Origin of the sequence: Flagellimonas sp. 389, from assembly GCF_018449435.1 — a bacterium.
In the GTDB taxonomy this organism is placed as follows: domain Bacteria; phylum Bacteroidota; class Bacteroidia; order Flavobacteriales; family Flavobacteriaceae; genus Flagellimonas.
The window spans coordinates 144,356-157,945 of record NZ_JAHCMU010000001.1 but is presented as its reverse complement, the minus strand read 5'-3'; the positions used below and the strand labels follow the sequence as shown (position 1 = coordinate 157,945).

The 13,590-nt window shown below is 39.1% G+C and carries 13 protein-coding genes; 11 read left to right on the top strand and 2 right to left on the bottom strand.

Annotated features, from left to right (window positions below; translation table 11 throughout):
- Window positions 1-99: 99 nt before the first annotated feature.
- The 11 genes from KIM67_RS00670 to KIM67_RS00620 all read left to right on the top strand — a co-directional run bounded on the left by KIM67_RS00670 (window position 100) and on the right by KIM67_RS00620 (window position 11,226).
- Window positions 100-2,484 (top strand): heavy metal translocating P-type ATPase metal-binding domain-containing protein, encoded by a 2,385-nt coding sequence (locus KIM67_RS00670; RefSeq protein WP_213829453.1) that lies wholly within the window; start codon window positions 100-102, stop codon window positions 2,482-2,484.
- A gap of 58 nt (window positions 2,485-2,542) precedes the next feature.
- Window positions 2,543-2,749 (top strand): cbb3-type cytochrome oxidase assembly protein CcoS, encoded by a 207-nt coding sequence (gene ccoS / locus KIM67_RS00665; protein WP_213829452.1) that lies wholly within the window; start codon window positions 2,543-2,545, stop codon window positions 2,747-2,749.
- A gap of 2 nt (window positions 2,750-2,751) precedes the next feature.
- Window positions 2,752-4,956: a cytochrome-c oxidase, cbb3-type subunit I gene (gene ccoN, locus KIM67_RS00660; protein WP_213829451.1), complete on the top strand. Its 2,205-nt coding sequence runs from the start codon at window positions 2,752-2,754 to the stop codon at window positions 4,954-4,956.
- Between the two features lie 90 nt (window positions 4,957-5,046).
- Entirely contained in the window at window positions 5,047-5,232 is a 186-nt protein-coding gene (locus KIM67_RS00655) for a CcoQ/FixQ family Cbb3-type cytochrome c oxidase assembly chaperone (protein ID WP_213829450.1), read from the top strand.
- 4 nt (window positions 5,233-5,236) lie between these two features.
- Window positions 5,237-6,193: a cbb3-type cytochrome c oxidase N-terminal domain-containing protein gene (locus tag KIM67_RS00650; RefSeq protein WP_213829449.1), complete on the top strand. Its 957-nt coding sequence runs from the start codon at window positions 5,237-5,239 to the stop codon at window positions 6,191-6,193.
- Between the two features lie 69 nt (window positions 6,194-6,262).
- A complete protein-coding gene (gene ccoG / locus KIM67_RS00645) occupies window positions 6,263-7,672 on the top strand; it encodes a cytochrome c oxidase accessory protein CcoG (RefSeq protein WP_213829448.1) in 1,410 nt (469 codons plus the stop codon).
- A 118-nt stretch (window positions 7,673-7,790) separates the two neighbouring features.
- Window positions 7,791-8,237, top strand: a complete 447-nt coding sequence (locus KIM67_RS00640; RefSeq protein WP_213829447.1) for a FixH family protein — start codon at window positions 7,791-7,793, stop codon at window positions 8,235-8,237.
- Window positions 8,238-8,240: 3 nt separating this feature from the next.
- Window positions 8,241-8,951: a sulfite exporter TauE/SafE family protein gene (locus KIM67_RS00635; protein WP_213829446.1), complete on the top strand. Its 711-nt coding sequence runs from the start codon at window positions 8,241-8,243 to the stop codon at window positions 8,949-8,951.
- 15 nt (window positions 8,952-8,966) lie between these two features.
- Window positions 8,967-10,235 carry an acetyl-CoA hydrolase/transferase C-terminal domain-containing protein gene (locus tag KIM67_RS00630; RefSeq protein ID WP_213829445.1) on the top strand — a complete coding sequence of 423 codons (1,269 nt, stop codon included), beginning with the start codon at window positions 8,967-8,969 and terminating at the stop codon, window positions 10,233-10,235.
- 21 nt (window positions 10,236-10,256) lie between these two features.
- The gene (locus KIM67_RS00625; protein ID WP_213829444.1) at window positions 10,257-10,712 is read left to right on the top strand and encodes a hypothetical protein; all 456 of its coding nucleotides are present in this window, start codon (window positions 10,257-10,259) and stop codon (window positions 10,710-10,712) included.
- Between the two features lies 1 nt (window position 10,713).
- Entirely contained in the window at window positions 10,714-11,226 is a 513-nt protein-coding gene (locus tag KIM67_RS00620) for a ClbS/DfsB family four-helix bundle protein (protein WP_213829443.1), read from the top strand.
- 48 nt (window positions 11,227-11,274) lie between these two features.
- Here KIM67_RS00620 and KIM67_RS00615 read toward each other — a convergent pair whose 3' ends face one another.
- Both KIM67_RS00615 and hemN read right to left on the bottom strand, forming a co-directional pair.
- Entirely contained in the window at window positions 11,275-12,096 is an 822-nt protein-coding gene (locus KIM67_RS00615) for a universal stress protein (protein ID WP_213829442.1), read from the bottom strand.
- 17 nt (window positions 12,097-12,113) lie between these two features.
- Window positions 12,114-13,472, bottom strand: coding sequence for an oxygen-independent coproporphyrinogen III oxidase (gene hemN, locus KIM67_RS00610; protein WP_213829441.1), 1,359 nt, complete (start codon window positions 13,470-13,472; stop codon window positions 12,114-12,116).
- Window positions 13,473-13,590: the final 118 nt, after the last annotated feature.

Sequence of the window (13,590 nt, the reverse complement as noted above, 5' to 3'; positions counted from 1 at the left end):
GCAAAGGTAACGGTGGTAACTTCCTTAAAAACTGATATTTATCATATTTTTTCCGCCCACCATGGCACACCTTTGCGTCAGGTATAAACGCGAATGTGTATGATTGTTTCCAAATGTTATCATTGTGGTGATGATTGCAATAGGACAAAGGTGCTTTTTGATGAAAAGGAGTTTTGTTGTAACGGCTGTAAAACGGTCTATGAGATTTTTACCACCAATGGACTGTCCAACTTCTACGATATAGAGGAAAGGGCTGGTACTGCACCTAATGAGATTCAACGTAAATATGATTTTTTGGAAAATCAGGATATTGTTGAAAAGCTGGTTACGTTCAATGATGAAGGAGTTCAGGTCGTCAATTTAAGTATTCCGTCCATTCACTGTAGTTCATGTATTTGGGTATTGGAAAACCTTAACCGTCTCAATACATCCATTACAAGCTCTCAAGTAAACTTCCCTAAAAAAACGATTCGAGTTACCTATACTATTAATGATTTCTCGTTGAAGCGCTTAGTGCTTATGTTGAGTAGCATAGGTTATGAACCTTATATTTCTTTGGATGAATACAATAAAAAAGAAAGAAAGGTAGACCGTTCCCTAACCTATAAGTTGGGTGTTGCAGGTTTTGCCTTTGGGAACGTAATGTTGTTTTCGTTTCCAGAATATTTTGAGGTAGAGGAATTCTGGCTGGATCGGTACAAACCCGTATTTCGCTGGTTAATGTTTGCTTTTTCTTTGCCCGTGGTATTTTATGCGGGCAGCGGTTATTTTGTGTCGGCCTATAAAGGATTGCGTTCTAAGTTATTGAATATAGACGTTCCCATTGCTTTGGGTATTCTAATGTTGTTTTTAAGGAGTACCGTAGATATTGTTTTCGATCTAGGCTCTGGTTTTTTTGATAGCCTCACCGGACTGGTGTTCTTCTTATTGCTTGGAAAGTTCTTTCAGCAAAAAACATACTCTTTTCTTTCTTTTGAACGTGATTACAAATCATATTTTCCAATTGCCGTGACCAAATTAAAGAAGAATGGCGATGAGGAAAATATCCAAATCTATAAAATAAAGATAGGAGACCGTCTTTTAATTAGGAGCAACGAACTCATTCCCGTGGATTGCATCCTTATTAAAGGAATGGCAGAAATAGATTATAGCTTCGTTACAGGAGAGTCACAAGCGGTCTTTAGACAATCTGGAGAGAAACTTTTTGCGGGCGGAAAGCAGCTTTCGGGTGCTCTGGAAGTGGAGGTATTGAAATCTGTGTCCCAAAGCTACCTTACCCAACTATGGGGGAATTCGGTTTTTGCAAAAGATAAAGTAACGGCGTTCCAAACACTAACGGACAGTATTGGAAAACGCTTTACCATTGGTATCTTGACTATCGCTTTTATAGCTACTGCATACTGGTTGTTACATATGCCAAGTATGGCCCTTAATGTATTCACGGCAGTTCTTATTATCGCATGCCCTTGCGCCATCGCCTTAGCAGCTCCATTTACGTTGGGAAATATGTTGCGCATATTTGGCAAAAACAAGTTCTATCTCAAGAATACGAACGTAATTGAGCGTTTGGCAAAGATAAATACAACAATTTTTGATAAGACGGGAACAATTACCACTACGGAAAAGGACACTATTTTATATGAAGGAGTAGCACTTACCGAAGCCGAAACAGCATTGCTGAAAACTACGTTGCGAGCTTCGAACCATCCCTTGAGCCGATCTCTCTACGAAATTTTAAAATCAAATGCGATTATGACCTTAGATGAGTTTCAAGAGTATACCGGTAAGGGGATAGAGGGTAGGTCGAAGGAACATTCCATTAAAGTGGGCTCTGCAAGTTATGTAGGACGTAATTCTTCTGATACTATTGCAAGTACGGCTGTTTATGTAAGCTCAGATGAGAGTTATAAAGGATGTTTTGTATTCAAAAATAAATACAGGCAGGGAGTGGGTAAACTTTTCAATTCTTTGGGGGAACATATGCAACTTGGAATTCTTTCCGGGGATAATGACGGAGAAAAGCAACAACTAAAAAAAATACTTCCAGAAAATACTGATTTGTTGTTCAATCAAAAACCTGAAAACAAACTTGAATACATAAAAGGATTACAAAAAGATAGAAATGTGTTGATGGTTGGTGATGGTCTGAACGATGCTGGAGCTTTGGCGCAAAGTGATGTTGGAATCTCTGTTTCAGAAAATATCAATGTCTTTTCACCCGCTTGTGATGCTATTTTGGATGCTTCTGTGCTTAGTAAGTTGCCCTTATTTATCAAAATGTCCAGAAAATCGATTCAAGTTATAAAATTGAGTTTTCTCCTCTCCTTATGCTATAATGTTGTTGGATTATATTTTGCGGTTACAGGGCAGTTACAGCCCGTGGTAGCTGCTATTCTAATGCCTTTGAGTTCAATAAGTATTGTTGTTTTTACGACACTCTTCACTAATGTTCTGGGAAGAAGAATAAAAATTAATGAAAGCTGATATATATCATTTTTTGAAATTAAAGGTAAAAGTAGATTTACGGTAAATTAAGGTAGGTATGAGTGTTATATATGTGTTATTGGCCATAAGCATTTCCGTGGCGATAGTTTTTTTTGCCGCCTTTGTCCTTTCGGTAAAGAGCGGTCAATACGATGATGCATACACACCTTCCGTTCGCATGCTCTTTGAGGATGAACTCCTATCTAATTCAAAAGACAGCACTAACGAAAAAGAAATTAAACTAACTAAAAGTACAAACCAATAAATATGGAAATACAACAATTTAGCTACGACAATAAGATCGTACAAAAGTTTTTATATGCCACCATGCTATGGGGTGTTGTTGGAATGCTAGTAGGACTCTTACTGGCTTTTATGTTTTTGTTTCCCAATGTTACGGATGGTATATCATGGCTCAGTTTTGGACGGTTACGTCCTTTGCACACTAATGCGGTGATTTTCGCCTTTGTGGGGAATGCCATCTTTGCAGGGGTGTATTATTCCACACAACGACTCCTAAAAGCCAGAATGTTCAATGATTTTCTAAGTAATTTTAACTTCTGGGGTTGGCAATTGATTATCGTAGCGGCAGCCATTACATTGCCTTTAGGGTATACCACATCAAAAGAATATGCAGAATTGGAATGGCCTATAGATATAGCCATTGCTGTAGTTTGGGTTGTTTTTGGTTGGAATCTTATCGGTACCATCCTAAAAAGAAGACAACGTCACTTGTATGTAGCAATATGGTTCTACTTGGCCACATTTGTTACAGTTGCGGTGCTCCATATTTTTAATAGTTTGGAATTGCCGGTAGCGACTCTAAAGAGTTACTCGGTATATGCAGGGGTACAAGATGCCTTGGTACAGTGGTGGTACGGCCATAACGCTGTTGCTTTCTTCTTGACCACACCATTTTTAGGATTGATGTACTATTTTGTTCCTAAAGCGGCAAACAGACCAATTTATTCCTATCGTCTTTCCATAGTCCATTTCTGGTCATTGATATTTATCTATATCTGGGCAGGACCTCACCATTTATTATATTCTTCTTTACCGGATTGGGCCCAAAACCTTGGAGTAGTTTTTTCAATAATGCTCATTGCGCCATCATGGGGTGGTATGATCAATGGATTATTGACACTACGTGGTGTATGGGATAAAGTAAGAAGCGATGCTACATTAAAATTTATGGTAGTGGCAATTACGGGCTATGGTATGGCCACTTTCGAAGGACCCATGTTGTCCCTAAAAAATGTGAATGCCATTGCTCACTTTAGTGACTGGATTATTGCACACGTACACGTAGGGGCATTGGCCTGGAACGGTTTCTTGACCTTTGGTATGATTTATTGGTTGGTTCCTAAAATGTTCAAGACCACACTTTACTCAAAAGGTTTGGCCAACCTACATTTTTGGATAGGTACCTTGGGAATCATATTGTACGCACTGCCAATGTACGTAGCAGGATTTACCCAGGCGTTAATGTGGAAGGATTTTAATCCAGATGGCACCTTGGTATACGGAAACTTTCTAGAGACCGTTACCCAAATTATTCCAATGTATTGGATGCGTGCCATTGGAGGTACAATGTACATCGTTGGTATGCTAATTTTAGTATACAACATTGTAGTCACTATAAGAAAAGGTAGCTCCGTAGAAGATGAATTGGCAGAAGCGCCAGCATTGACACGAGTGTCCAAGAAACGTGTTGCCGGAGAAACCTTCCACAATTGGTTGGAGCGTAGACCTGTACAACTTACGATTCTGGCTACAGTTGCAATTTTAATAGGAGGGATAATTCAAATTGTTCCGACCATATTGGTAAAATCCAACATCCCAACGATTACAAGTGTTAAACCGTACACACCTTTGGAATTGGAAGGACGTGACCTGTACATACGCGAAGGTTGTGTGGGATGTCACTCACAAATGATCAGACCGTTTAGGAGCGAGGTGGAACGCTATGGTGAATATGCCAAAGCGGGAGAGTTCGTTTACGATCATCCCTTCCTCTGGGGAAGTAAAAGAACGGGTCCGGATTTATTGCGAGTGGGAGGAAAATACTCTGATAACTGGCACTTAAATCACATGTACGATCCGCAAAGTACCTCATCAGGTTCCATAATGCCCGCCTATCAATGGTTGGTCACCAGCGAACATGATAGAAGTGCGGTCCAGAGTAAAATGGAGGTGATGGTCAAGCTAGGGGTTCCCTATACGCCAGAAGATATAGCCAACGCGGAGCATTCTATGGAGGAACAAGCATTACAAATCGAGAAAAATCTGTATTCTGACCCAGAGTTTGTAAAAACCTATGAAGCGGATAAGAAATACGCCCAAGAAAACGGTGAGGATTTTATACAGATGCGCGATAGGGAAATAGTATCCTTGATAGCTTATTTACAGCGATTGGGTACGGACATTAAAATTAAGGACAACAACGGATTGTTATCAGAAAATAAAGAATAAGCTAAGAATTAAGATGAAAGATAAAAGACACAAGACTTTTGGAATTACAGTCTAAAATCTCATATCTAACATCTAAAAATCTATTGAACGATGTTGAAATTTGTTAAGAACCATATGGAGAGTATAGAAGGTATCGCAAGTTACCCTATGATATCCCTATTGATTTTCTTCGTGTTTTTTGTATTGCTGTTTTGGTGGGTTTTTACTGCTACCAAGGCACATATAAAAGAAATGGAAGAACTCCCTTTAGATAAAGATTACCATAACCAAAAATAGTATTATGAGCACAAGAACACCTTGGTGGATACGCATTCCGGCCCTATTCTTCATCATCTTCGGATTAATGGAGTACTTTATAGATTCAGGTGATAAACCAGCAATCATCGAATATCCTATTACGCAGTTCTTTATGCTGATGGTATTGCTGATTTTGATTGCTATCGAATTGATTTTGAGTTCTATTGAAAATGTAATGTTTCAAACCCTTTCTCCCGAGGCCAAAGAGCGTTATCTGGCGGCTAAGAACAAGAAAAGGGAATGGACCTGGATCAATAATGTATACGCACGTCTTACAAAGACCCGTGCCATAGAAAAAGAAGGAGAGATCATCATGGATCATAACTACGATGGTATACGTGAGCTTGACAATGTTCTGCCGCCTTGGTGGGTATACATGTTTTACGCAACCATTATTTTTGCAATAGTGTATTTGATACGTTTTCATGTTGCAGGGGACTATGACCAAAAATTGGAATACGAACAAGAAGTTGCCGCCGCTAAAATTGCCATAGAAGAATATAAGAAAACGGCAAAAGATTTGGTGGACGTAAACACCGTTGAGTTCCTTGCCGATGCTTCGGATTTAAGTGCAGGTGAAAAAATCTTTACCACTAACTGCGTTGCCTGTCATATGGCAGATGGTGGTGGTGGAATTGGCCCAAATCTAACAGATGAGTATTGGATTTTGGGTGGAGGTATCAAAAATGTTTTTAATACGATATCTGAAGGTGGACGCGATGGTAAGGGGATGATAGCTTGGAAGCAGAGTTTAAAACCTGTTGAAATGGCTCAAGTTGCAAGCTACATATTGACGATGGGAGGCACAACACCAGCAAACCCTAAAGCGCCTGAAGGTGAGATTTGGGTAGACCCAGATGCTCCCGAATCAGAAAAGACAGAAGAAGAAGCAACGCCGGCAGAACAGGTTACAGATTCTACGGATGTTGCCATGAACTAAGAAACAATAACATCTTTTGGTGATTTCAGAAAGGTGTTTGAAAGATGGAGGAGCTGAAAATTAAACTGAATGGAGGAGAACTTTAGAGATTCCATAGGAACTATAGCCGAAGACGGCAAAAGAGCTTGGATTTACCCCAAAAAACCAAAAGGCAGGTTTTTTGAATACCGCAAGTATGTAAGTTACGGACTCCTACTTTTCTTGTTTGCCGCACCATTTGTAAAAATAAATGGCAATCAGTTCTTAATGTTCAATGTGCTGGAGAGACGGTTCAATATTTTTGGATTTCCTTTTTGGCCACAAGATTTTCACCTTGTAGTCATTTCAATGCTTGCAGGTGTTATTTTTATCGCACTTTTCACAGTAGCTTATGGACGTATTTTTTGTGGCTGGATGTGTCCACAGACCATTTTTATGGAGATGGTGTTCCGTAGGGTAGAATATTGGATCGATGGTGATCGTGGAGCGCAAATGCGGTTGGACAAATCACCATGGAACGGTAAAAAAATTAGAAAAAGAGTGTTGAAATGGACTGTCTTTTTTATCATCTCATTCTTGATAGCCAATGTTTTTTTAGCATACTTAATAGGAAGCGATAAACTGATTCGATACATTTTAGATGGCCCAATGGCACATTTAGGAACAATGATTTCCTTATTGATTTTTACGGCAGTTTTCTATTTTGTGTTCGCTTGGTTTAGAGAGCAGGTCTGTATCATAGCTTGCCCTTACGGCAGATTGCAGGGCGTGCTTTTGGATGATAAATCCATAGTGGTGGCCTATGATCACCAGCGTGGAGAAGGGGACAACGGAAGGAAGAAATTTAGGAAAAATGAAGATAGGGATGCCTTGGGGAATGGTGATTGTATCGATTGCTTTCAATGTGTAAATGTTTGCCCTACGGGAATAGATATTCGTAACGGAACACAATTGGAATGTGTGAACTGCACGGCATGTATAGACGAATGCGACCATATTATGGAAAGCATTCAAAAACCTATAGGACTTATTCGTTACGCCAGTGAAGATGAGATAAATAAGAAGTCTAAGTTTAAGTTTACTGCCCGTATGAAGGGGTACACGGCAGTTTTGACCGTGCTTATAGGGGTTTTGATAGGAATGCTTTTCCTAAGAAATGAATTGGAAGCAAATATCTTAAGACTTCCCGGTCAGTTATATGAAAGGAAAGCCAACAATATCATCAGTAATGTGTATACCTATAAACTGTTGAACAAAACATCTGATGACATAGATAATATCAGTTTTCAGCTGATGTCCCACAAGGGCGAGATCAAGATGGTGTCCCAAGCTGGTTTCAAGGTTTCGGCAGAACAACTTGCCGAGGGAACGTTGTTCATAGAAATCAATAGTTCGGCATTAACCGGCGATAAGGATAGGTTGAAAATTGGAGTATATAGTGGAGGGGAACTTATAGAAACTACCGTGACCCAATTTTTGGCGCCACGAAGCTATCATTGATGGTTGTAGTATGTTGAAAATCCATAACGAATTGATTTTTTGGCAAGTAAGAATGAATAACGATCGTGGTTATTATAAAATTACTCTAGGCCATGTGCTTAGAGCCTAAAACAGTAATATGAAATTAAACTGGGGAACAAGTATCGTATTGGCTTTTATAGCGTTCATTGCTTTTATACTCTACTTTGTAGTAAGAATGAGCATGGACGATAGTACAAACCATGATTTGGTAACCGATGACTACTACAAACAGGAATTGGCCTATCAAAAAGAAATCGATGCTTCTAACTCAGCTTCAGAGATGGGTGCAGACCTAAAACTGGAGAAATCCGAAGGAGGTTTAAGGATTTTCTTCCCAGAACAGTACGATTATAAAAAAATTAAAGGTACAGTGTCCCTTTATAGACCGTCTAACAAGCATTTGGATGTTGACTTTCCTATAAGTTTATCCAAAACACATTTGCTCATACCTGACAATAGCTTGCTGGACGGTCGCTGGGACATTAAAATAAAATGGCAATACCAAGGTAAACACTTTTTGCACAAAGAGAAACTGGTCTACTAGAATATGTTGTTATCCGCACTGGCATTGGGTTTGTTGGGAAGTCTGCATTGTTTGGGCATGTGTGGACCCATAGCCTTTATGTTGCCGTTGGAAAGGGATAACAAGGTCAAAAAGGCAACACAACTTTTTATTTACCATTCAGGACGCTTATTGGCATACGGAATAATTGGTATGCTCTTTGGCTTTTTTGGCAAGGGGCTATCCTTGTTTGGAATGCAGCAAAAATTATCCATTGGTATAGGTGTGATCATGATTCTTTTGGTAGTGCTGCCAAGTAAATATTTCAATAAGTATAAACTTTCAAAACCTACATATAGGGTTCTGGGAAAAGTGAAATCAAAATTAGGAGCAGAACTTAAAAAAAAGACTCCAGATGCCTTTTTGACCATTGGGTTCTTAAATGGATTCTTGCCTTGTGGATTGGTGTATATGGCGTTATTGGGTGCCATTGCCTTTGGTAACCCATTGCAAGGGGGACTTTACATGGTGTTGTTTGGAGCAGGTACTATTCCATTAATGACGTTAGTGGTCTTTTCCGAAGGATTATTGGGAAGTCCGATAAAATCTAAAATTCGAAAATTGGTTCCGATATTTGTATTGTTGATCGGGGTACTTTTTATCATCAGAGGGCTTGGATTGGGTATTCCGTATGTTTCACCCAAAGTTGCTCCAACAGATTTGGTATCCTCGGCAATTGAATGTCATGAACCCTAAAAACATATATAAAAAGTGAAAATAACATCAGCAGAAGAAGTAGTAAAAGTAGTTAAGTCGGGTGACCGTGTTTTTGTTCAAGGAGCTGCAATGACTCCCAATGAACTTGTCAATGCACTTTGCGACCGTCACAAAGAATTAAAGGATATAGAAATCGTCTCCATCCACACAGAAGGAGATGCTAAATATACGGAAGAGCCTTATATTCACTCTTTCGCTTTAAATTCTTGTTTTGTCGGAGGTAACGTAAGGAAAAGCGTAAACACCCCCAATGCTGGTTATATTCCAATTTTTTTAAGTGAGATTCCTTGGTTGTTCAAAAGAAACATTTTACCACTGGATGTCGCCATTGTACAGGTTTCTGTTCCTGATAAACATGGCTATTGTTCTTTGGGCGTTTCCGTAGATGTTGCATTGCCGGCTATTAGAACTGCGAAGAAGATAATAGCACAAATTAATCCAAGCGTTCCCAGAACGCATGGAACCGGTATTGTACATGTAGATGAAATTGAGTTTGCCACAGAGGTAGATCGCCCCATACATGAACACGAAAGTGGCGTAATATCCGATATAGAGCAAAAAATTGGTATCAATGTAGCTTCTTTAATTGAAGATGGTGCTACGTTGCAGATGGGCATCGGTAATATTCCCAATGCTGTACTGGCCAACCTCAATAATCATAAACGTCTTGGCATTCATACAGAAATGTTTTCTGATGGAGTGCTGCCATTAATCGAAAGTGGTGTAATTACCGGAGAGGAAAAGGCAGTTAAACGGGGTAAGATCGTTAGCTGTTTTGCGGTTGGGTCTAGAAAACTATATGATTTTATAGATGATAACCCAATATGTGACTTTAGGGATTCGGGGTATACCAACGATACCGCTAGAATTCGTAGAAATCCTAAAGTGACAGCTATCAATAGTGCCATTGAGATTGACTTGACCGGCCAGGTTTGTGCAGATACTATAGGAAGCTATCAATTTTCTGGGGTGGGTGGCCAAATGGACTTTATAAGAGGAGCTTCGCTTTCACCTGGGGGCAAGCCTATTTTTGCAATGCCCTCGGTCACCAATAAGGGAATTTCTAAAATTACACCATTCTTAAAGGAGGGTGCAGGCGTTACCACGACAAGGGCACACGTTCATTATGTAGCAACCGAGTTTGGTGTTGTGAATCTTTATGGTAAAAACTTACAACAACGTGCAAAGGAACTTATTTCCATTGCGCATCCAGACCATCGTGCAACATTGGAAAAGGCTGCTTTTGAGCGTTTCAATAGATAACTGTTTCCTCTTCTAGGGAAGATGAACAATTTTGAAGGAGATATAAAAGACTCACTGAAAAGGTTGAATGAAACCATAGAAGAATTTGTTTTTTTCTTTACTAAGCATTACGATTACAGCAAAAGAATCAATACGCTTTGGAGTGCTAAAGATATTTTAGGTCATCTTGTGTTTTGGCATGAGAGCTTTGAACGTAACCTTAAATGTGTTGCGACGGGGCTTAAGCCAAATGTTTTAAAAGGCAAGCTTTCTGATGTAAACAAACAGAGCGTCGATTCGATGCGTGATGTAGATATAGCTACACTATTAGATAGGTTTGGCAAAGCCCAACGAAGTATACAAAGGCATATTTTTAATACTTCGATCCAATATATTCCTTACAAACAAGGCTCTAGGGATTATACGAGACTGGAACATTTGCAAATAGTGGACGCCCACATCAAAAAGCACTTGAAACAACTAAAAAAACGTATATGATATGGCACGACCGAAAATAAAAAAGGACTTACTGGAATTAAGTACGGAGAACTTTAAAAAGTTGAATGGTTACATTGCTTCTTTTTCCCAGGAGGAGCAAGAGAAGGATTTCCCCGAAGGAACTATGAATAGAAATATAAGGGATGTACTGGGGCATCTGCACCATTGGCATTTAATGTTCTTGGACTGGTACACCGTTGGTATGAAAGGGGAAAAACCAGATATTCCTGCCAAGGGATATAACTGGCGTACAATTCCAGCATTGAATAGGGAAATTCGTGAAAAATACTCCACTTTGCATTTGAACGAAATTAAATCACGATTTGATGCAACCCATGCGGAAGTTATGAAAATCGTAGATTCACATACCAATGAAGAATTGTTTGAGCGCAAACGTTATGGATGGACCGGTAATAATGCTGTAGGAGCCTATTTGATTGGGGTATTATCGAGTCATTATGATTGGGCTTATAAACTTATTAGAAAAGCAAAAAGTAAAATGGGGAGCTTTTAAAAGCTCCCCATTTTTGTAATCTCAAAAAAATCAAAAAAAATCAATCAACTATATTTTAAATGTGATGACCGGAGTTTCGGAATGGTTGGCAATATCTTCCCCAATACTGCCCATAAAGAAATGGGATAATCCTCGTCTACCGTGTGTTGGAATTCCAATAAGGTCGGCAGCTATGCTTTCGCTGTAATTGAGGACTCCTTTTTCAACAGTATAATCATTATAGATTTCAACCTCCAAGCCTAGTTTAGCAATATTCAAAAATCTTGAAATTCTATTATAAGCATCCTCGGTGCTTAAAAATTCATCACCAGGTGTATTTATATAAACAAGATGTAATTTGGATTTGAACAATTCCGAAATTTTGATAGCTCGCTTAAGTGCCGGAACATTTTCCTCCTTAAAATCACATGCAAAAACAAAACGTTCAGGAGTGAACTGTTTCTCGTCGCCTTTAATGACCAGTACGGGAACGTCAGAAGTTCGTACCACACGCTCGGTGTTGGACCCTATAAATACCTCCTGTAGTCCATCTGTACCGTGTGACCCCATAACTACCAAGTCGGCATTGTGCTTTTTCACGATTTCGTTAACCTCGCTAAATACCTTGTAATGTTTAATTACAGGAATGATTTTTACATCTTTTAGATAGGGTTTGTCCAAAAAGTCAGAAAAACGTTGCTCTCCTATTTTTATAAGGTGTACTACTTGCTCTTGTGATACATAACCAGATTCGCTCATAATAGCCGGAGAAAGTTCTAGCATATGCAACACTATCAGTTCTGCATCTCCATTTTTTGCTAAAGTAGCTGCAGCTTTTAGGGCTTTTTCTGATTGTTCTGAAAAATCTACGGGTACAATTATACTTTTCATTTGTTTCTTTTTAATGGTTAAACGGTCATTGAAAATAATCGGGTCTCTGGTTTTTTTCGATGTAATTTTAAATCAAAGGCCATGCTAATATTTCTAACAAAAGGTCTTCCTTTTTTAGTTACCTTAATTCCTTCAGATTCAATTTTCACCAAACCGTCTGACTCCAGTTCCGATAAATTATCAATGATTTTCTGAAAATCTCGTATCTGTGCCTCGCCCAATCCCCAGTTTGTTTCAAACTGGCACATTATATTGAGTATATGTTTTCTTATAAGTTGATCTTCTTTGGTTAAAATATGTCCTCTATAAATTGGGATTACACCACATGATACCAAGTGCTCATATTCTTCCAAGCTTTTTACATTCTGTGCAAAACCATACCAACTGTCCCCAATACTTGAGGCTCCCAAACCGATCATTAATTTGGTTTTGGACGAGGTGTAGCCCATAAAATTACGGTGAAGGTTTCCCTTGACCATGGCCTCATGTAAACTATCTGTTTCAAGTGCAAAATGGTCCATGCCCACATCCTTATATCCAAAATCCGTCAGCATTTTTTTGCCCAATTCGTACTGTTCCTTTTTTTCCAAAGAAGTAGGAAGGTCATTCTCTTTGTAACCACGTTGACCGTTACCTTTTAACCAAGGTACGTGTGCGTAGCTGTAAAAAGCAATTCTATCGGGTTTGAGCGCATTGGTCTTTGCAATGGTTGTTTCTACATCCTTGAAATCCTGAAAAGGCAATCCATAAATGATATCGTGTCCAATGGATGTATATCCTATTTCTCTTGCCCATTCGGTTACCTTTTTAACATTCTCAAAAGGTTGAATCCTGTTTATGGCTTTTTGAACCTTATGGTTGTAATCTTGCACACCAAAACAGACTCTTCTAAACCCCACATCAAAAAGAGCCTGTAGGTGTGCCTTTGAAGTGTTATTTGGATGACCTTCAAAGCTAAATTGAGAATCAGAAGCTTTTTTTCCAAGCCTAAGTATTCCTTCTACAAGTATTTTTAAATGTTTTGGTGAGAAAAATGTTGGGGTGCCTCCACCAAGATGAATTTCCTTGATTTTTGGCTTAGCCCCTAAAAGATTGCAGTATAACTGCCATTCCTTTAAGACAGTATTAATATAGGGCAGTTCAACTTCGTGTCTCTTTGTAATTCGCTTATGGCAACCACAGAACGTGCACATGCTTTCACAGAACGGAAGGTGGATATAGATGCTTATACCATCTTCCGGATTGTCATTGTACGCTTTCACAACGGTATCCTTCCAGAGTTTGCCAGAGAAGCTGTCCAAATCCCAATAGGGTACCGTAGGATAGCTGGTATACCTGGGACCTGGAACATTATATTTTTGAACAAGTTGGCACATAGTAGGATGTTGTTATAGTTCAAAATTAATGGGGGACACGCTTAAAAAACATGATAATTATCAGGTATGCGGTATTTCTTACATATGACAACCGTCATATTTTAATTGATTGAGGCTT